This window comes from Streptomyces sp. NPDC030245 (genome assembly GCF_055572995.1).
In genome coordinates, this window is record NZ_JBVICF010000003.1 from 666,427 (window position 1) to 685,677 (window position 19,251).

At 73.2% G+C, this 19,251-nt stretch carries 18 protein-coding genes; 10 read left to right on the plus strand and 8 right to left on the minus strand.

Features of this window, described 5'->3' with window-relative positions; translation table 11 throughout:
* Nucleotides 1-8: 8 nt before the first annotated feature.
* Nucleotides 9-581 (plus strand): sigma-70 family RNA polymerase sigma factor, encoded by a 573-nt coding sequence (locus ACZ4Z4_RS11415; RefSeq protein WP_468325444.1) that lies wholly within the window; start codon nt 9-11, stop codon nt 579-581.
* Nucleotides 578-826 (plus strand): hypothetical protein, encoded by a 249-nt coding sequence (locus ACZ4Z4_RS11420; RefSeq protein WP_468325447.1) that lies wholly within the window; start codon nt 578-580, stop codon nt 824-826. The genes ACZ4Z4_RS11415 and ACZ4Z4_RS11420 overlap by 4 nt, the downstream gene beginning before the upstream one ends.
* Before the next feature lie 39 nt (nt 827-865).
* Here the strand turns inward: ACZ4Z4_RS11420 and ACZ4Z4_RS11425 are convergent, their stop codons facing one another.
* Nucleotides 866-2,719 (minus strand): LuxR C-terminal-related transcriptional regulator, encoded by a 1,854-nt coding sequence (locus ACZ4Z4_RS11425; protein WP_468325450.1) that lies wholly within the window; start codon nt 2,717-2,719, stop codon nt 866-868.
* A gap of 285 nt (nt 2,720-3,004) precedes the next feature.
* Between ACZ4Z4_RS11425 and ACZ4Z4_RS11430 the strand changes: the two genes are divergently transcribed.
* The 6 genes from ACZ4Z4_RS11430 to ACZ4Z4_RS11455 all read left to right on the plus strand — a co-directional run bounded on the left by ACZ4Z4_RS11430 (nt 3,005) and on the right by ACZ4Z4_RS11455 (nt 10,790).
* A complete protein-coding gene (locus ACZ4Z4_RS11430; RefSeq protein ID WP_468325453.1) occupies nt 3,005-4,459 on the plus strand; it encodes an MFS transporter in 1,455 nt (484 codons plus the stop codon).
* Nucleotides 4,460-4,603: 144 nt separating this feature from the next.
* Complete coding sequence (locus ACZ4Z4_RS11435; RefSeq protein WP_468325805.1) at nt 4,604-5,758, plus strand: 3-deoxy-7-phosphoheptulonate synthase; 1,155 nt, start codon at nt 4,604-4,606, stop codon at nt 5,756-5,758.
* 29 nt (nt 5,759-5,787) lie between these two features.
* The gene (locus ACZ4Z4_RS11440; protein ID WP_468325455.1) at nt 5,788-6,558 is read left to right on the plus strand and encodes a 2,3-dihydro-2,3-dihydroxybenzoate dehydrogenase; all 771 of its coding nucleotides are present in this window, start codon (nt 5,788-5,790) and stop codon (nt 6,556-6,558) included.
* 86 nt (nt 6,559-6,644) lie between these two features.
* Nucleotides 6,645-7,268 (plus strand): isochorismatase family protein, encoded by a 624-nt coding sequence (locus ACZ4Z4_RS11445; protein WP_468325457.1) that lies wholly within the window; start codon nt 6,645-6,647, stop codon nt 7,266-7,268.
* Nucleotides 7,265-9,178, plus strand: a complete 1,914-nt coding sequence (locus tag ACZ4Z4_RS11450; protein ID WP_468325460.1) for an anthranilate synthase family protein — start codon at nt 7,265-7,267, stop codon at nt 9,176-9,178. The genes ACZ4Z4_RS11445 and ACZ4Z4_RS11450 overlap by 4 nt, the downstream gene beginning before the upstream one ends.
* 13 nt (nt 9,179-9,191) lie before the next feature.
* The gene (locus ACZ4Z4_RS11455) at nt 9,192-10,790 is read left to right on the plus strand and encodes a class I adenylate-forming enzyme family protein (RefSeq protein WP_468325463.1); all 1,599 of its coding nucleotides are present in this window, start codon (nt 9,192-9,194) and stop codon (nt 10,788-10,790) included.
* Nucleotides 10,791-11,050: 260 nt separating this feature from the next.
* On the opposite strand, the gene ACZ4Z4_RS11460 is transcribed toward ACZ4Z4_RS11455, so the two are convergent.
* From ACZ4Z4_RS11460 to ACZ4Z4_RS11485, 6 genes are all read right to left on the minus strand, one after another.
* Nucleotides 11,051-11,686 (minus strand): hypothetical protein, encoded by a 636-nt coding sequence (locus ACZ4Z4_RS11460; RefSeq protein WP_468325466.1) that lies wholly within the window; start codon nt 11,684-11,686, stop codon nt 11,051-11,053.
* Between the two features lie 60 nt (nt 11,687-11,746).
* Nucleotides 11,747-12,652 carry a TIGR03619 family F420-dependent LLM class oxidoreductase gene (locus ACZ4Z4_RS11465; RefSeq protein WP_468325469.1) on the minus strand — a complete coding sequence of 302 codons (906 nt, stop codon included), beginning with the start codon at nt 12,650-12,652 and terminating at the stop codon, nt 11,747-11,749.
* A 107-nt stretch (nt 12,653-12,759) separates the two neighbouring features.
* Nucleotides 12,760-13,365 carry a histidine phosphatase family protein gene (locus tag ACZ4Z4_RS11470; RefSeq protein WP_468325472.1) on the minus strand — a complete coding sequence of 202 codons (606 nt, stop codon included), beginning with the start codon at nt 13,363-13,365 and terminating at the stop codon, nt 12,760-12,762.
* A 110-nt stretch (nt 13,366-13,475) separates the two neighbouring features.
* Nucleotides 13,476-14,267 carry a hypothetical protein gene (locus ACZ4Z4_RS11475; RefSeq protein ID WP_468325475.1) on the minus strand — a complete coding sequence of 264 codons (792 nt, stop codon included), beginning with the start codon at nt 14,265-14,267 and terminating at the stop codon, nt 13,476-13,478.
* Nucleotides 14,267-15,565, minus strand: coding sequence for a VWA domain-containing protein (locus tag ACZ4Z4_RS11480; RefSeq protein WP_468325478.1), 1,299 nt, complete (start codon nt 15,563-15,565; stop codon nt 14,267-14,269). The genes ACZ4Z4_RS11475 and ACZ4Z4_RS11480 overlap by 1 nt, the downstream gene beginning before the upstream one ends.
* A 145-nt stretch (nt 15,566-15,710) precedes the next feature.
* Nucleotides 15,711-16,952, minus strand: coding sequence for an FAD binding domain-containing protein (locus tag ACZ4Z4_RS11485; protein WP_468325808.1), 1,242 nt, complete (start codon nt 16,950-16,952; stop codon nt 15,711-15,713).
* A gap of 165 nt (nt 16,953-17,117) precedes the next feature.
* On the opposite strand from ACZ4Z4_RS11485, the gene ACZ4Z4_RS11490 reads away from it, so the two are divergent.
* On the plus strand, nt 17,118-17,297 hold the full coding sequence (locus ACZ4Z4_RS11490; protein WP_468325480.1) for a hypothetical protein: 180 nt from the start codon (nt 17,118-17,120) through the stop codon (nt 17,295-17,297).
* Here the strand turns inward: ACZ4Z4_RS11490 and ACZ4Z4_RS11495 are convergent.
* Nucleotides 17,285-18,496 (minus strand): pyridoxal phosphate-dependent aminotransferase, encoded by a 1,212-nt coding sequence (locus tag ACZ4Z4_RS11495; protein ID WP_468325483.1) that lies wholly within the window; start codon nt 18,494-18,496, stop codon nt 17,285-17,287. The two genes, ACZ4Z4_RS11490 and ACZ4Z4_RS11495, sit on opposite strands and share 13 nt — an antisense overlap.
* Nucleotides 18,497-18,580: 84 nt before the next feature.
* Between ACZ4Z4_RS11495 and ACZ4Z4_RS11500 the strand changes: the two genes are divergently transcribed.
* Entirely contained in the window at nt 18,581-19,225 is a 645-nt protein-coding gene (locus ACZ4Z4_RS11500; RefSeq protein ID WP_468325486.1) for a winged helix-turn-helix transcriptional regulator, read from the plus strand.
* The last annotated feature ends 26 nt before the right edge of the window (nt 19,226-19,251 follow it).

Here is a 19,251-nt window from a genome sequence, read left to right on the forward strand (position 1 = left end):
CGAAGAGCATGACCACCACCAAAGATGTGCGGTGCGGCGCGGACGGCGAGAACGCCGCGGCGCGGGACGGTGCCGGCCCGGGACGGGCCGACCGGGACGACGCCATCGCCCGGCTCTTCGTCGCGCACCACCAGGGCCTGCTGCGGCTCGCCTTCCTGCTGGGCGCCGACGGGGACGCGGAGGACGTCGTGGCCGAGGCGTTCTACCAACTGCACCGCAGGTGGCACCGGTTGGACACGCCGAAGGGGGCGCTCGGCTATCTCAGAGGCACGGTCTGCAATCTGGTCCGCATGCGCCTGCGCCACCTCCGCGTGGTGCGAAGGCACGCGCAGCGCCACGTCGACAGAGTGGAACCCTCCGCCGAACAGCAGGCCATCCTGCGCGACGAACACCGTTCGGTGGTACGGGCGCTGCGCTCGCTGCCCGTCCGTCAGCATCAGGTGCTCGTGCTGCGCTACTGGCTCGACCTCAAGGAGTCCGAGATCGCCGAGACCATGGGTATCTCGACCGGCGCGGTGAAGTCCCACGCCGCCAGGGGGATGGCGAAACTGGGCCGCGTCATGAAAGGGGCCGAGGCGTGAACACCTCCGCCGAGGACCGGCTGCGGGCCGCGCTCTCGGACGTCGCGGAGACGGTCGACGAAGCCCCCGACGCGTACCAGCGGGCACAGCGCCACTGGCGGCGTCTGGAGACGAGGCGCCGGACCGTCACGGTCACGGTCGTCCTCGTCCTGGTCGCCCTCGCCTGCGCGGCCGGCGTGTGGGCGCTCTCCGGTGCCTCCCCGGCCGAGCATGTGATCTTCCAGGAGCGGGGCGGCGGCCGGTGACGCGCTTCGGGGCGCAGGCGGGGGCGCAAAGGCGGGCACTCAGGCCGACCGCGGCGCGGTGAAGGTCCGCGCCAGCTCGACCCGTGAGCCCACGCCGAGCTTCCGGTAGATCTGGCGCAGGTGGTAGTTGACCGTGTGCGGCGAGCGCGCCACCTGCTTGGCCACCTGCTGGTTGGTCAGCCCTTCGGCCACCAGGCGCGCGATGCGCAACTCCGCCTCCGTGAGCGCCGGTTCGGGGGAGGGCGACGCCTCGGGGGGCGGGTCGCCCGCGTCCCCGAGGGTGCGCAGGTGATTCTCGACCCGTGTGGCGTCCGCCCACGCCCCGATGCCGGAGTAGCGCTCGCGGGCCGCTCGCAACCACCGCCGCGCCTCGACGGGGTCTCCCGTCCCCAGCATCCCCAGGTCCTCACTGGCCAGGGCGGCGGCCCACGGGTCGCCGTGCTCGCGCGCCGCGTGCTCAAGTGCCGCCGCGTCGCCGTGCAACAGCCCCCGCACGTGCGCGACCGTGGCGGACAGCGCGGGCTGCGCCGCGTTCCGTGCCGCGAGGCCTTCCGCCTCGCGCACGACGGCGGAGGCGAGGGACGGGTTCCCGGCGGCCCGAGCCAGACGGACCAGCCGCGCCGCCGCTCCGGGATCCCGCAGGAACAGCGAGGGCCTCACGAGTACGTCGTGCCGTCCGGCCAGCAGCTGTCCGGCACTGCGCGGATCCGCCCCCGCCGTCGCCACGAGGAAGTCGGCCCAGACGTGCCGCAGTGAGGGAGGGGAGGGGAACTCGGCCTGCTCGGCGGCCAGTTCATCGCGGGCTCGGCGCATGTGTGCCCTCGCCTCGTCCACCGCCCCGCGCCGCAGCGCCGCCACGGCAAGGAGCGAGAGGCCTTCCGAGACCGTCGTGCCGACGCCGAGCCGGCCGGCCAGGGCGACCCCTCGCGCCAGGTCCGTCTCGGCCTCCGCCAGCCGGCCCGTGCCGAGCAGCAGCCGGCCGTGCTCGATCGTCGAGTCGGCGATCGCCTGCCGGTTGCCTGCCCGCTCCGCCTCCACCCGCAGCCGTGCCAGCTCCGCCCGCCCCTCGCCGACACGTCCCGCCTGGATCAGCTTGACGGACAGGGCCAGCCGTGGATACGGCCGCCAGTCGGCCGGCAGCGAACCGTCGCTCGACGGTGAACCGTCGGCCGGCAGCGAACCGTCGCTCGACGGTGAACCGTCGGCCGGCAGCGAACCGTCGGCCGGCGGTGGGCCCTCGGCCGGCAGTGAGCCTTCGGCCGGCAGCGAGCGCCCGGCCGGCAGTGAGCCTTCGGCCATGCGGACAGCCATACGCCCCCACAGCAACCCCGCGTCCAGGCGGCCCGCCACCCATTCGAGGTGGGACAGGACCGTCGCCGCGACGACGGCCGCGGGGCCGCTGCCCTGCCCGGCGAGGACGGCCCGCGCCCGCTCCCGCCGCCCCCGTTCGTCGACCAGGAACAGCCCGAGGATCCGGTCGGCATCGGCTGGACGGGAGGGCAGCGCCGCGCCGAGCGCGTCCCGCAGGCGAGCCCTCGTCGGCGAGGGGAGCGGGCCGGAAGGGCTCTCCTGTGCCAGGAGGAGGAAGGGCGCCAGGGGCGGCTCGGGCCGCAGCATCTCCCGCAGCGGGGCCGGGATGTCCTCACTCAGCCGTCTGCGCAGGCAGGCCGACCGGAAGGCCAGCCGGTCCCCGGCGAACCGGATCAGGGAGGCGGCGACGGCCTCGTCGAGCGCGGGCAGGAGCGAAAGGGTCGTCACCGAGAGCACCTGCGCCACGTCGTGCAGCACGAAGGTCTCCCCGACCAGGGCCGCGCCCCGCACGAACTGCCGGGCCCCTTCCGACAGTTCACCGAGACCGGTGTGTGCGGCGGCCCATGTTTCGTTCTTGAACATGAAGTACCCATCAGCGTCGGCTGGTTGACACCGGGCCGACGGACGGGGGCCGCCCGCCGGTCCGGCGGTCCCCCTTGGTTGCCCGGCCGGGCGGAACGGTTTACCGCCGGACACCGCCGACTCGTGTGACGTGAGCCACGAGACCGTCCGAGTGGCTGGTCCGGGCGCCCGGACTACTCGGTCGAGTAGTTACGCGAACGCCCGGCGGCAGATAGTTTCAAGCCGCAGGGAGTTGCCGACGGAGACATGCGGGAACGCGTACCGGAGATATTCCAAGGAGCCACATTGACTGACCTACACTCCGTCACCGGATCGGGAAGGAAATCGTCGGAACCCAGCGGTGGACTCGTCCTCGGAGTGCTGCTCTCGGCGATGTTCATCGTCCAGTTCGACTTTTTCGTCGTCAATGTGGCCGCGCCCTCGCTGGAGAGCGACCTGCACGCCAGTGCGGGAATGCTGGAACTCGTCGTGGGCGGATACGCCTTCGCCTTCGCCAGCGGAATGATCACGGGCGGCAGGCTCGGCGACATCTACGGACACCGCCGCCTCTTCGTCATCGGCATGACCGCCTTCGGCCTCTCCTCCCTGCTGTGCGGCATCACGGCCACACCCGGACAGCTGGTCGCCGCACGCCTCGTGCAGGGCGCTGCGGGCGCGCTGATGGTCCCGCCGGTGCTGGCCGTCATCACCGCCCACTTCCCGGCCGCCGCCAAGCCGCGGGCGCTCGCCGGCTACGGAATGGCGAGCGGCCTGGGTTCCATCGCGGGGCAGGTGCTCGGCGGCGGGCTCCTTGAGCTGCACCTCTTCGTGCCCGGCTGGCGGCTGATCTTCCTGATCAACGTGCCGGTCTGCGCGGTCGCCGCCCTGCTCGCCGCGCGCCGGCTGCCGGCCCCGGCCCCGGGACCCCGCCGGGACGTCGGGCTCGACCCGGCGGGCGCGGCCGGTGTGTCCCTCGCGCTCGTCCTCGTACTGCTGCCGCTCTCCCTGGGCAGGACCGAGGGCTGGCCCGCCTGGTCGTGGATCTGCCTGGGCGCGGCCGTGCCGGTGGCGGCCGGCACTCTGCTGCGGGAGCGCGCGCTGACCCGCCGATCGGGCAGCCCCGTCCTCGACCTGACCCTGTTCCGCAGCTCGTCCTTCAGCTCCGGAATGATCGCTGGCATCGCGTTCCAGCTCTACTTCGGCAGCTTCATGTTCACCCTCACCATGCTGCTCCAGTCCGGGCTCGGCCTCGGCCCGCTCGGCGCCGGCCTCGTCTTCGCCCCCATGGGAGTGCTCTTCGCGGGCAGCTCCTTGCTGGGCCGCGGGCTCGCGGACCGGTTCGGCACGAAGGTCCTCGTCGCCGGGAGCGCGGTGACGGGGACCGGGCTGCTGCTCCTGGCCGTCCTGCTCCACACGTCCGGGCGGGACGTCGGGGTGCCGCCGGTCGTGGCGTGCCTCTGCCTCATCGGTTTCGGGAACGGCCTCGTACTGCCCGCCCTGATCGGTGCCGCCCTGGTCAAGGTGCGGCCGGAGAAGGCCGGCGCGGCCTCCGGAGTACTCACCACCACCCAGCAGTTCGCGAGTTCGGCGGGCGTCGCCCTCGTCGGCGCCACGTTCTTCGCGCTGCTCGGCGAGAAGCCCTCCGCGGCGGATTACACACGCGCCATGGCGAGTTCCGCGCTGATCGACCTGGTGCTCGTGATCGCCGTCATGTGCATGTGCTGGGTCATCAAACGCATCACCGAATCCGCGCGCGCCTGACGCATTTGCAGATGCTTCATCCGTACGTCCCGCGGCACCCCCATGCCATTTTCCGGAATGGAACAGGAGAATTCGATGGACGGCACGTTGCCCGACGACATATTGCCCGGCACCGCATGGCCCGGCACCGCACGGCCCGGTGTCATGGGCGCGGAACCAGCGCTCCAGCAGCCACTGTGGGAGGACCCCTCGCAGGTGCTGCGGGTGCGGCAGGAACTGGCGGGCCGTCCCGCGCTGGTACGGGCGGACGACGTCCGCACGCTGCGCACCCAACTGGCCCGTGTCGCCGCGGGAGAGGCCCACGTGCTTCAGGCGGGTGACTGCGCCGAGGACCCGGACGAGTGCGCGCCGTCCCACGTGGCCCGCAAGGCCGCCCTGCTGGAGATCCTCGCAGGCACCCTGAAACTGGCCACCCACAAACCCGTCCTGCGCGTGGGCCGCATCGCCGGCCAGTTCGCCAAGCCCCGCTCGAACACGACCGAGTTCCTCGACGGCGAGGAACTCCCCGTGTTCCGCGGGCACATGGTCAACGGCCCCGAACCCGACGCCGAGAGCCGACGCCCGGACCCGCTGCGCATCCTCACCGGCTACATGGCCGCGAGCGACGTCACGGACCACCTCGGGTGGCGTGCGGCCGCGGCCCGGACCGCCCGCCTCGACCCGGTCGTCTGGACCAGCCATGAAGCGCTGCTCCTCGACTACGAGGTGCCGATGCTGCGCCACGACGAAGAGGGCACGCTGTTCCTGTCCTCCACCCACTGGCCATGGATCGGCGAACGCACCCGGCAGCTGGACGGCGCCCATGTCGCCCTGCTGGCCCGGGTGGCCAACCCCGTCGCGTGCAAGGTCGGCCCGACCATGACGGCCGACGGGCTGCTCGCCCTCTGCGAACGCCTCGACCCCGGCAGGGAGCCCGGCCGGCTCACGCTCATCGCCCGCATGGGCGCGGACGCGGCGCCCGACCTGCTGCCCGGCCTGGTCGCGGCGGTCCGCTCGGCGGGACACCCGGTCAGCTGGCTCTGCGACCCGATGCACGGCAACACCGTCACCGCCCCCGACGGGCGCAAGACCCGGTTCGTGACCACCGCCGCGCGCGAGGTCACGGCCTTCCGGCGCGCGGTACGGGAAGCGGGCGGCGTCGCCGGCGGCCTGCACCTGGAGACCACACCGGACGACGTGCACGAGTGCCTGGCCGACCCCACCCGCACCGACCGGGCGGCGGAGCGCTGCACGACGCTGTGCGACCCGCGCCTCAACCCGGCCCAGGCGCTGACGGTGGTCGCCGCCTGGCAGCACTGACGCACCCCAACCGAAGCGAGGAGACCCCCATGGAGCACACCATCGCTCTCGTCACCGGAGCGGCGGGCGGCATCGGCGCCGCCGTGGCACGGGCACTGGGAGAACGCGGCGTGGTCGTCGCCGCCGTCGACAGGGACGCCGGACGGCTCGACGAAGCCGTGGAGAAACTGACGGCGGACGGTCTTGCCGTCGAGGCCTTCCCCGCCGACGTCACGGACCGCGCGGCCGTGCGGGCACTGGTCGACGGGGTCGAGCGCCGCCTGGGGCCCATCGCCCACCTGGTCAACGCCGCGGGCGTCCTGCGGCAGGGACCGGTCGCGGACCTCACCGACGAGGACTGGCACGCCACCTTCGCCGTCAACGTGACCGGCGTGTTCCAGGTCTCCCGGGCCGTGACCGCCCGCATGGCGCCCCGCGGCCGCGGCGCGCTGGTCACCGTGGCCTCCAACGCCGCCTCCACCCCGCGCGCCGGGATGGCCGCCTACGCCGCGTCGAAGGCCGCCGCCGCGATGTTCACCAAATCGCTGGGCCTCGAAGTCTCCGCACACGGCATCCGCAGCAACGTCGTGGCACCCGGATCGACCGACACCCCCATGCTCCGCTCGATGTGGCACGACGACACCGGCCCCCGGGCGACCATCGAAGGCCGGCCCGAGGCGTTCCGACTGGGCATCCCGCTCGGCAGGATCGCGCAGCCGCGCGACGTCGCCGAAGCCGTCGTCTTCCTGCTGTCCGACCGGGCGGCCCACATCACCCTGCACGAGCTCACCGTCGACGGCGGCGCGACGCTCGGCGCCTGACGGCGCCCGGCGACGACGCGCCCCCCAGCGGCACGACGACCCAGCGGCAAGACGCCCCCCACCCATCAGGAGAGCCGAGGAGAGCCATGGCCGGCATACCGCCCATCGCGCCCTACCCCATGCCGACGGCAGGTGAGCTGCCCGCCGGTGTCCCCGAGTGGACCGTGGCCCCGCACCGCGCGGTCCTGCTCATCCACGACATGCAGCGGTACTTCCTTCACCCCCTGCCCGAGGGACTGCGCGAGGAACTCGTACGCAATGTGACGCTGCTGCGCGAGCGGGCCCGCCGACAGGGCGTCCGGGTCGCCTACACGGCCCAGCCCGGAGGCATGACGGACGCGCAGCGAGGCCTGCTCAAGGACTTCTGGGGGCCCGGCATGCGCGTCGACCCCGCCGACCGCGAAGTCGTCGGGCCACTCGCCCCGGCCGCCGGGGACTGGCGGCTCACCAAGTGGCGCTACAGCGCGTTCTTCCGTACCGACCTCCTGGAGCGCATGCGCGCCGAAGGACGGGACCAGCTCGTCGTCTGCGGCGTGTACGCGCACGTGGGGGTCCTGACCACGGCGGTCGAGGCGTACAGCCACGACATCGAGACGTTCCTGGTGGCCGACGCCGTCGCCGACTTCGCCGAGGACCTCCACCGGCAGGCCCTCGCCCACGCGGCCAGATGCTGCGCCGTGGTCACCACCGCCAAGGAGACCCTCGCATGAGCGACACCGACCCCCTGACCCGCGTACTCGCGCCCGGCACGCCTCCCTTCGCCCTCCTGCACCGGCCCGAGAGAACGGGCCCCGAAGTGCTCGATCTCCTCTTCGGCACCGTCTCGTTCCCCGCCTCGCTGCTCGACCTCCCCCTCCGCGAGGACGAGGCAGCGCCGGGAACCGGCCGGCCCCGCCACGAAGTGCTCACGGTCGTGCCCTACCGGCAGCTCGCCGAACGCGGGTTCACCTGCGCCGACGACGGCTCGCCGCTCATCGCCCTGTCCGTCACCGGCCAGCACACGCTGCCGGTCGCCGAGGTGCTCGCCCGGATCCCGGACACCTCGGTCGAACTGTCCGACGGGCACTTCGACGTGGACGACGAGGCGTACGCGGAGACGGTGCGCCGCGTCGTCGCCGACGAGATCGGCACCGGACAGGGCGCCAACTTCGTCATCAAGCGCGCGTTCGTCGCGGACATCACCGACTACGGCCCGCACAGCGCCCTCGCGGTCTTCCGGCGCCTCCTGGAGCGGGAGTCCGGCGCGTACTGGACGTTCCTCATCCACACCGGGGAGCGCGCCTTCGTCGGAGCCTCACCCGAACGGCACGTCAGCCTCCAGGGCGGCACCGCGGTGATGAACCCCATCAGCGGCACCTACCGCTTCCCCCGATCCGGGCCCACGCTGAGCGGAGCCATGGCCTTCCTCGCCGACCGCAAGGAGGCCGACGAGCTCTACATGGTCGTGGACGAAGAGCTCAAGATGATGGCGCGGATCTGCGACGGGGGCGGCCGCGTGGTCGGCCCGTTCCTCAAGGAGATGGCACGGCTCGCCCACACCGAGTACTTCATCGAGGGCGAGAGCACCAGGGACCCCCGCGAGATCCTGCGCGAGACGATGTTCGCCCCCACCGTCACCGGCAGCCCGCTGGAGAGCGCCTGCCGCGTCATCGGACGCCACGAGCCCGCCGGGCGCGGCTTCTACAGCGGGATCGCCGCACTCATCGGCAGGGACGGACAGGGCGGCCGCACGCTCGACTCGGCGATCCTGATCCGCACGGCCGACATCGACAGCACGGGCAGGCTGGAAATCGGCGTGGGAGCCACCCTCGTGCGCCACTCCGACCCGGCGGCGGAGGCGGCGGAGACCCGCGCCAAGGCGGCCGGCCTCATCGACGCGCTCAGCGGCAGCCGCCCGGGACACCTCGGCTCCCACCCGAGCATCCGCGCGGCACTGGAGCGGCGCAACGACGGCATCGCCGACTTCTGGCTCGCCGCGGAGAGCGAACGGCGCAGGGACGACGCGCTCCTCATGGGAAGCCGGGTCCTGGTCGTCGACGCCGAGGACACCTTCACCGCCATGATCGGACACCAACTCCGGTCGCTCGGCCTGGAGGTGACGGTCCGTCGCTTCGACGAGACGTACGCCTTCGACCGTTACGACCTGGTGGTGATGGGGCCGGGGCCCGGCGACCCGCGCGACATCCGGCACCCGAAGATCGACAGCCTGCGGGCCGGGGTGCGGCAGCTGCTGGCGCGGCGCACACCGTTCCTGGCGGTCTGCCTGAGCCACCAGGTGCTCAGCGCGGAACTCGGATTCGACCTCGGGCGCAGAAGCGTCCCGAACCAGGGCGTGCAGCGGGAGATCGATCTCTTCGGCGCCACCGAACTGGTCGGGTTCTACAACACGTTCGCCGCGCGGAGCCCGGTCGACGAGGCGGAGTGCGGCGGCGCGGGCCGGGTCCAGGTGAGCAGGGACCCGGTGACGGGCGAGATCCACGCCCTGCGCGGTGAGCACTTCGCGTCCCTGCAATTCCACGCCGAATCGGTCCTGACGAAGGACGGCCCGCGCATCATGGGCGCGCTGCTCGGCGCACTCCTCACCCCCGCCGCCACCCCCGCCCCCCTCTCCCTCTCCTGATGAGGAGTACGACATGCTGCTCCAACGCCTCGCCAACCGAGGTATCCGCCTGGGCACGCTCTTCGAACGAGCGGCGTCCCGGCACCCCACGAACGTCCTGATCCTCGACCACGACCTGGACATCGCGCCCGGCCTCGGCCGCAGGGCCACCGTCGCCGAGATCGCGGACCTCGTGGACGACTTCGCCGCCCGGCTGTGGGCCGCGCGGGTCCGCCCCGGCGAACGCGTCGTCGTCCACAAGTCGAACAGCTTCGACATCACCCTCCTGGCCTGCGCGGTGGCCCGCGTCGGCGCGGTGCCGGTGCTGCTGTCGCCGACGCTGGACGGCGGGACCGTCGCCGAACTGGTCGCCAGGGCCGGCCGGCCGTTCCTGATCACGGACGAGGCCAAACTCGCGAGGGAGCTGCCCGCCGCCGTCTTCGACGCGGCCCAGCGGGTGCTGCTCGTCTCGGGGGACCACGAATCCGCCCTGTCGCTCACCTCGTTGGCCGGGGCCGAGCGTGTCCCCCCGGTCACCATGCCCGCCGGGCAGCCGGCGCTGATCACCCACACCTCGGGGACGACAGGCACCCCGAAGCTGGCCGTCCACACGGGACGGACCCTCCAGGCCCGCTACCGGCCGCAGGCCGCGGCCCTCGCGCCGCTCGTGCCGAAGCGGGAGACGACAGCCCTGCACGTCTCGTTCGTGCACTCCAGGCTCTTCACCGCCCTCGCCATCTCACTGCTGCGCGGCTTCCCCGTCCTCGTGCTCGCCGAGTCCGACCCGCGGCAGGTCGCCGACCTCTTCGCCCGGCTGCGCCCCGGAATTCTGGAGGCCCACCCCAACTCGTTCATGGAGTGGGAGGAGCTGGCGGACGACCCGAGGCGGCCCCTGGCCAACGTCAAGCTGTTCAGCAGCACGTTCGACGCGATCCATCCCCGTACCGTGCACCGTCTCCTGCACGCCACGCGGCGCAGGGCCCCGCTCTTCGGCCAGCTCTACGGCCAGAGCGAGGTCGGCCCCGCGGTGGTGCGGGCCTTCACCAGGCGGCGCACCCTGGACGACGACGGGCGCTGTGTCGGCATGCCGTTCCCCGGCATGACGGACGTACGGGTCGTCAGCCGCGACGGGAACCCGGTCTCCGCGACCAACCCCGGACACATCGAAGTACGCAGCGACGGCCGCATCCTCACCTACCTCGGCGAGCAGGACCGCTACGACCAGCAGGTCTCCCACGACGGCTGGTGGCGCATGGGCGACGTGGGCTACCGCACCGCGTGGGGCTGCGTCCACCTCCTGGACCGCGAGGTCGACCTCATCGAGGGGTTCGGCAGCACCCTGGCCGCGGAGGACACCCTCATCGGCCGGCTCGACCAGCTGGCCGAGGTCATCATCGTGCGGGGCGCGGACGGCACGGCGGTGCCGGTGGTCTGCACGAAGGGCAACGCGCCGCTGGACCACGCCGCCTGGGACGCGGCCGCGGCGACACTCGCCCCGATGGCGCGTCCCGTGCAGTGGCGCCTGGAAGACCTCCCGCAGACGGCCACCACAAAGATCAAGAGACTGGAACTGGCCAGACTGCTGACCACGGGAGACCGGCCCGCGGCGGGCAAGGCGGGCAAGGCGGGCTGAGGGCAAGGCGGGCTGAGGGCACCGGGACTGTCGGTGCGGGTGGCGAGGGTGCGGGCGGAGAGGGTGCGGGTGACGACAGTGCGGGGGGCGTCGGTACGGGCGACGTCGGGGCGGACGTCGACGCTGCGGGGGGCGACGGCACGGGCGCCGTCGGTGGCGCCGGGCGCGCCGCCCTGGCGCCGGCCGAGGACGCCACCGAACTCAGCGGCCGCGACGACGCGGTGCCCGACCCGGGGGCCGGGGCTGCCCGGAGTCCCCGGTCACGTCCTCCGCGGGGACGCCAGCGCATAGCGGCCGCCGCCGCGCGGCTCCGCGTGTTCGCCGACCTGCCAGCCGGCCCGCTCCAGGGCGGCCGCGCACGCCCGCAGCCCCTCCTGCGTCGGTTCCCGCACGGCGACCGCCTCCGGCTGTGGTGTCGGGTCGACCCGGTAGCCCTCGTGGCCGGGGCCCGCGGGGCGGCAGCCCGCCGCCTCCAGGGCCAGCGCCGCCGCGCGCACGAGGTGCGTGCGCTCCCACGCGCAGGGGCGGTCCGTGGCCCCGTCGGGGTTCGTCATGCGGCGCAGCTCGATCAGGCCCTCCCACGCGCTGCGCACCTCGCGCGCGCGGGCGGGACCCTCGACGGCGGGCGGTGCCGTCTCCGCGCCGGTGCGGGCGGCGAACCCCGCCGAGGCCGCGGGGGGCGGCGACGGCTCCGGAGCGGCGGCGTCCGGGGCGCCCCCGTCGCGTACGCGATGACCGGCGGGGGTCAGGAAACACGCGTGCGGCGGCCGGGGATGGCGGAAGGCGAGGCGCGCCCGCACCAGGGCCGCCAACTGGGCCTCGGTGCCGGACAGACGCCCGGTCTCCGGATCCGCGGCCTCGACGATCCGTCGCTGAGCGGCTGTCAAAGGCTTCACCGCACGCACTCCTTCCCCACACCCGGCCGGACCCCGCTCACCGGCCGACCCCGTCAACCATCACCTGCTGTCGATGGTGCCCTGTGCCACTGACATCAGGAGCTCCAGAACGCGGCGGTCGTCGGCCGCGTCCGCCCGTTCCGCCGGGCTGCCGGGGTACGTGTCCAGAAGTACGTCCGTCGCGCCCAGCTCCGCCAGCGCCTCCAAGTCGCCCCGGATCTGGTCGGCGCTGCCGTGGCCGAGCGGCCGCTCCGGAATGTCCTGCTGATGGCCGAGCCGGATCTGGAGGCGCGGCACCAGGTCCGGCGCGGGGCGGCCCGCGGCCTCCGCCTCCGCCGCGATGCGGGGCAGCGCCTCGGCCAACAGCGGCAGCGTCGGCATGAACGGGTGCCAGCCCTCGCCCAGACGGGCCGCGCGGCGCTGCGCCGCGGGGGAGTTGCCGCCGACCCAGACGGGGAGGCAGGGGCTGGTCGCGGGGGCGGGCGCGGTGCGGACACCGTCGTACGCCACGTACGTGCCGTGGAAGGACGTCGGGTCCTCGCGCCACGCGGCGCGGATCGCGGTGAGGTACTCGTCGGTGATCGCGCCGCGCTCGCGGAAGGACACACCCAGCGTCTCGTACTCGGTGGCGGACCAGCCCACCCCGGCGCCGAGGATGAAGCCCGCGGCGTTCAGCCGGTCGATGTTCGCGGCGAGGCGCGCCGTCTGGAGCGGGTGCCGGTAGGGGATCACGGTGATCGTCGTGCCGAGCCGCAGCCCCGGCACACGCCCCGCGAGGTGTGCGGCGAGCACGAACTGGTCGTAGAACGGCGCCGGATAGACCTCGTGCACGTCGGGGGTGACCGCGATGTGGTCGGAGATCATCGCGAACTCGAAGCCGAGTTCACGGGCGTCGGTCGCCTGCCGCACGAGCGAGTCGGGGGTGGTGCCGGAGCCGAAGTTGAGGAGATTCACGCCGTATCGCATGACCGCAGTCTTGATGATCATCATCGGGCCTGTCGAATGCCGCGGAGCAGACGCGCGTGACGGCGGATCACGTGATGGCGGATCACGTGATGGCGGATCACGTGATGTCACTTCAGCAGTTGCGGGCGGAGGTTCCAGCTCGCCACCACATGCCGCCGGTGCTCCGTGCTCAGCCGGCTCACGGTGCCGGTCGCGAGCAGGAACATCGAACCGCCGGACGCGGGCAGGCCCAGGCGGCGGGCCGCGAGGACGCGCAGGAAGTGGCTGTGGGCGAAGAGGACGACGCTGCCCTCGTTGTCGGCGAGCGCCGCGTCCACCTTCGCCAGCATGCGGTCGGCCCGCTCGCCCACCTGCTCCGGGCTCTCGCCGGGATGCTCCGGCGGACCCGGCGCGACACCGTCCGTGAAGAGGTACCAGTCCGGCCGGGTGCGGTGGATCTCGACGGTCGTGACGCCCTCGTACGCGCCGTACTCCCACTCGCTCAGGTCCGGGTCCACCCGCGCGTCCCCGAACCCGGCGAGCTCCGCCGTCTCCCGCGAGCGCTGCCGCGGGCTGGTGAACGCCGCCCCGATCCGGAACCTGCTGATGAGGGGGGCCAGCGAGCGGGCCTGCTCCCTGCCGTTGTCCGTCAGGGGGATGTCCGTCCAGCTGGTGTGCTGTCCCGAGAGGGACCACTCCGTCTCGCCGTGCCGGACGAGCAGCAGATCACCCATGGTCGCGCCGTTCCTGTTCTCCCGGTGGTGGCGGGCCGTCCGGCACCGCCACCACCGAGCCTGCCACGCCGCCCGGATCCCGCGCCCGGCGGGACCCGGCAAGCGGGGCACTACATGCCCTGCGGCACCCGGGCGGGCCGTCCCGCACCACGCGTCAGCGCGTAACCGCCGACGCCCGCGAGCGCCGCGAGGACACCGCCGGCCGCCGTCCAGAGCCAGCGCGAGGACCACCAGCCGCCCGACCAGCCGTCCTCCGGCTCCGCGGCGGCGGTCCGCCGCTCGTCCGAGCCGTCCGCACCGGCGCCCGGCACCAGCGGTTCCGCGAGCGCCCCGTCCACCGCCTGCGCGCCGCCCGCGTCGGTCGTGGTGACCTTCGCCTCAACCCGCACGGGCAGCCCCAGGTCGTCCGCCTTGAGGTCGGTGACCGTGAGCCGCAGGTAGTAGGTGCCCGGCAGCGGGTCGTTCGCCCACTGCTCCGACCAGGCCCTGACGGTACGCAGCGTGCAGGACAGCGACACCGACGCGGCGTCCTGGGCGGCCGTCTTCGTGGGCGTGCCGAGCCGGCAGGCCTGGCGGCGCCGCAGCCCGTCGTACACGTCGACCTGCCAGGTGGACGCGGCGTGCCGGGCCGCGGCCTCGGGCAGCTTCACCGTCGCGTGGACGGTGGCGCGCTGCCCGGTGTCCACGGGGAACGCCCAGTACAGGTAGTCACCCGTGGACGCCTCCGCCGTGGCCCGCTGGTCGGGGCGTATCGCGGTCGCCGTACGGAAGGACGTGCCCGCCTCCGTCACCTCGGCGGGCTTGTCGTCGTCCGCGGCGGCCAGGCCCGCGGCGCCGAGGAGGACGAGCGAAGCCGCACCGGTCAGGGCGGCGATGCGCTGTGCTGCACGTGTCGTACGCATCAGTTGGTCCTCCAGACCGCGAAGCGCCAGCGCGAGAGCCAGCCCCAGACCAGACCGGCGAGGAAGCCGACGAGGACGAGCACACCGAGCAGCCACCAGCCGTGGCCGAGCCCGAAGGAGGCGACGTCCGACGCCTCGTCGGGGGAGTCCACCAGGTCCACGGCGAGCTCGACCGGCAGGCCCGGCGTGGTCTTCACGGAGGCCGGCGCGGAGAACGAGTTGCTGACGCGCAGACAGACGGTCTCCGCGGCGCCCTCGTCCTCCTCGTCGGCGGCCTCGGGCCGCGGGTGGCGCAGGCCCGTCGAGATCACGTCGGTGCGCCCGTCGCCGGACTCCTGGCCCCGCACGAGCTCGCGGCCCCGCGGCGTCTCGGCGCGCAGCAGCACGCCGTAGTCCTTGTTGACGGCCCGGTCGGCGGCCACGCTCACGGAGGCGCGCAGCTCCTTGCCCGCCGGGACCTCCACGCGGTACCAGCGGTGCTCGCCGAACTTCTCACGGTCGGTGTAGAGGCCCGACTTCAGCTCGGGCGCCTCGGTGCACTGCTCGGCGCCCTGCACCGCCACGGGCGTGACGACCGGATCGGCCGCCCGGTCCACCAGCTGCTTGACGCGGCCGGAGAGTTCGTCGGTGTGCCGGATCGACGTGTACGTACCGCCGGTGGCCTCCGCGATGCAGCTCAGCTGGTCGCGGGTCTTGGCGTCGGGGACCAGGCCGAGCGTGTCGATGGTGAGGTGGATGCCCTTGGCGGAGATCTCCCGGGCGACCACGCACGGGTCGAGCGGCTGGCACGTGTCCTCGCCGTCGGAGATCAGCACGATGCGGCGGCTGCGCTCGGCGTCGTCGTCCTTCGTCAGGTCGTCGGCGGCCTTGAGGAGCGTCGGGCCGATCGGGGTCCAGCCGGTCGGCGCGAGCGTCGCCACGGCGGTCTTGGCGTCGGTGCGGCCCGCCTTGTCGAGCTGCTCCACGGGGTAGAGCAGCTCGGTGTCCTTGCAGCCCGTCTTGCGGTCGTCGCCGCGGTAGTTGGCGCCGAGGGTCCGGATGCCGAGCGCGACCTCGTCGGGGGTCGCGTCCAGTACCTCGTTGAAGGCCTGCTTCGCGGCGGCCATCCGGGACTTGCCGTCGATGTCGCGGGCCCGCATGGAGCCGCTGACGTCGAGGACCAGCTCGACCTTGGGGGCGGGCTGTGCCGGTTCGTCGTCGTCATCGGCGGCGGCGGCGGGGCCTGCCGTGACGAGCCCGGCGGTCAGGGCGGCGAGCAGGGCGATGACCCAGGCCGCCGGCCGTTGTCTTGTGATCATCGCCGGATACTATTGATCTTCGGCGCGCATCCCCAAAACGACGCCGGAACCGGTGCGCGGGGCACTCCGTGGGTCAGTCCCCGGGGCACTCCGTGGGTCAGTCCTCGGGGCACTCCGTGGGTCAGTCCTCGGGGCGCACCGTGGGTCAGTCCGCGGGCCGGTGGCGCCCGAGCCCCCGGCCGCCGAACGCCCCGCTCCCGTCCGCCTGCTTCCACCAGGCCTCCATCGCCGCCTGGTCCATGGCCCGCCAGTCCGGTGTCGCCTGGACGAGCGCCCCGCCGAGCCGCCGCCCCAGGTCGACCATCGAACGGCCGGAGACGGTGCGGTCGGCGTCGTACGCGGCCAGGGCGTCCGCCCACGTGTCCGCCGAGGTGAGGGCGGCCTCCAGGACCGTGGCGTCCTGGAGCGCCTTGACCGCGCCCGCGCCCGTGTGCGGCCGGGCCACCGCCGCCGCGTCACCGACCAGCAGGACGCGGCCCGCGGTGCAGCGCGGCGCGGTGAAGTCGTACATGGGCTGGAGGAAGAGCTCGCCGGGCGCCGTCTGCCGCAGCAGCGCGCCCCAGTAGGGCGGCAGAAGCTCGTCCGCCACGTACCCGAGGTGGGTGGCGAGCGCCTCCGTGAGGCCGCCGGGCGGCAGACTGGTGGGACCGGTGAGCCGCAGGTCGAGGCCGAGCCCGAGGTCGAGCTCCGGGGGCGGCGCGGTGTACAGGACCCAGTTGACGCGGTGGCCGCCCGCGCCGTCGGGGATGCGGTAGATGATCACGTGCCCGCCGGGGAAGACGGCGTACACGCAGTCCTCCTCGGCCCACGGCCCCGGATCGCCCAGCCGTGCCTCGGGGAAGGCGCCGCGCCAGGCGAGATACCCCGCGTACGCGGGACGTACGTCGCCGAAGCCGGCGGCGCGCACGGCGGAGCGGTAACCGTCGGCGCCGATGACGAGGTCGTGTTCCGCGCTTTCCGCGTCGGTGGTCACCTCGACGCCCCCGTCGCCGGGTCGCACGGCCCGCACCGCCGCGCCCGCGCGAAAGTCCACGCTCCGGGGGAGGCGCCCCCGCAACTCCCTCCACAGCGGGCCCCAGTTGTACGTACGGAAGGGGAACGGCATCACGGCGATCTCCCGGCCCAGCGGGGACGCGGCCGAGCCGTCCCGCACGTACCAGCGCCGCCGCACGAGCTGCACCCACGGCATGCGCGCGTCCAGGTACCCGGCCGACTCCAGCTCTGCATAACGGGAGTCGTGCACGGCGAGCCCCACACCACGGTCGGCGAGGTCCCCGGCGGCCCGCTCGTACACGGTGATCTCGCCCGCGCCGCCGCGGTGCGCGGCCAGCGCCGCGGCGCACCCACCGATGCTGCCCCCGACGACGGCGACGCTGCCTCCACGCATCATCCCGCCATCCTGGCACCCCCACTGACCCCCTGTCAGGGCAGTGACACCCCGCGCCCGGCGAAGAACGGCTCGAACTCGTCGGGGGTGAGCGCCGCCGTGCGGGTGGCCGCGTCGATGCCGGACGGATTGTGGAAGTGCAGGCACCCGTCGGCCGTGCGCGCGGTGAGCAGGACCAGGTGGCTCGCCGAGGAGCGCGCAGATCTCCTCGACGGAGAGGTGCCGGTGGCCCACGGCGTCGAGGCCGAACTCGGGCCGGTTCGGAAGCTGTCGGTCCGTTGTGGCTGGGCGCGCAGTTCCCCGCGCCCCTTCGGGGCGCTCCGCCGGCCGGCCTACTGGCGGTAACCGCTCAAGAAGCGGCCGATGCGGCTGATTGCCGCGTCCAGGTCGTCAGCGTAGGGAAGGGTGAGGATGCGGAAGTGGTCGGGGCGGGGCCAGTTGAAGCCGGTGCCCTGGACGACCTGGATCTTCTCCTGGAGGAGGAGGTCGAGGACGAACTTCTCGTCGTCGTGGATCGGGTGGACCTTCGGGTCCAGGCGCGGAAACGCGTACAGGGCGCCCTTCGGCTTCACGCAGGAGACGCCCGGGATCTCGTTCAGCTTCTCCCACGCCTTGTCGCGCTGCTCGTGCAACCGCCCGCCGGGCATGGTGAGTTCGCGAATGGACTGGCGGCCGCCGAGCGCGGCCTGGATGGCGTACTGGGCGGGGGCGTTGGGACACAGCCGCATGGAGGCGAGCATCGTCAGGCCCTCCAGGTAGTTCTTCGCGTGCTGCTGCGGCCCCGTGACCACCAGCCAGCCGGAGCGGAAGCCCGCCACCCGGTACGTCTTGGACAGGCCGCAGAAGGTGAGGACGACGAGGTCGGGCGCGAGGGCGGCGACGCTGTGGTGCACCGCGTCGTCGTACAGGATCTGGTCGTAGATCTCGTCGGCGAAGACCATCAGGCCGTGCCGGCGCGCCAGGTCGAGGATGCCCTCCAGGATCTCCTTCGGATAGACCGCGCCCGTGGGGTTGTTGGGGTTGATGATCACGACGGCCTTGGTGCGGTCGGTGATCTTCGAGGCCATGTCGTCGAGATCGGGGTACCAGTCGGCGGACTCGTCGCACACGTAGTGGACGGCCTTGCCTCCGGAGAGGGTCGTCACGGCGGTCCACAGGGGGAAGTCCGGTGCCGGGATGAGGACTTCGTCGCCGTCCTCAAGGAGGGCCTGTACGGCCATGGTGACCAGCTCGGACACGCCGTTGCCGAGAAAGACGTCGTCCACGGAGACCTCGTCCAGGCCGAGCGCCTGGTACCGCTGGGCGACCGCGCGCCGGGCGGAGAGGACGCCCCGCGAGTCCGTGTAGCCATGCGCCTTGGGAAGCATCCGGATCATGTCCTGGACGATCTCCTCGGGCGCCTCGAAGCCGAAGAGCGCGGGGTTGCCGGTGTTGAGGCGCAGCACGCTGTGGCCCGCCTCCTCCAGCGCGTTGGCGTGCTCGATGACGGGTCCCCGGATCTCGTAACAGACCTCGCTGAGCTTGCTCGACTGCCGGAACTCCATGCGGTGCGCCTCCCGTGACGTGTGTTACTTGGTTTTACCAAGCCCCCGCTTGGAAAGTCCAACAACTTGCATAGACTATGTCGCATGCCACCTCGCCGAAGCTACGACCAGTACTGCGCGGCAGCCCGGGCCCTGGACGCCGTGGGCGACCGCTGGACCCTGCTGATCGTCAGGGAGCTGCTGGTCGGTCCCCGCCGCTACACCGACCTCCACGCCGACCTGCCGGGCGTCAGCACGGACGTGCTGGCCTCGCGTCTGAAGGACATGGAGCAGCGGGGCCTCGCGACACGCCGCAGGCTGCCGGCGCCCTCCGCGGCGTACGTCTATGAACTGACCGGCAGGGGCCGCGAGTTGCTGCCCGTCCTGGAGGCCCTCGCCGCGTGGGGCGCTCCCGCCCTGGAGGAGCGCAGGCCCACGGACGCGGTGCGCGCGCACTGGTTCGCACTGCCGCTGCTGAGGCACCTCGCGGCGGCGGGCACCGGGGCGGGCGCCGGAGGCGTGGTGGAGGTACGGCTCGACGAGGGCTGCTTCCACGTGGAGCTGGTCGACGAAGGACCGACGTACGGCGACGGACCCGCGCCCGACGGGGCCGACACCGCCCTCACCCTGGACGCCGACACCTGCGTGGCCGTGAGCCGCGGCGAACTCACCCTCGGGCGGGGCGTCCGCGACGGGCGGATCGAGGTCACCGGCGACTCGGTCCTCGCCAAGGCGCTGCGCGACGCGTGACGGTGCTGCGCGAGGCGTGACGGCGC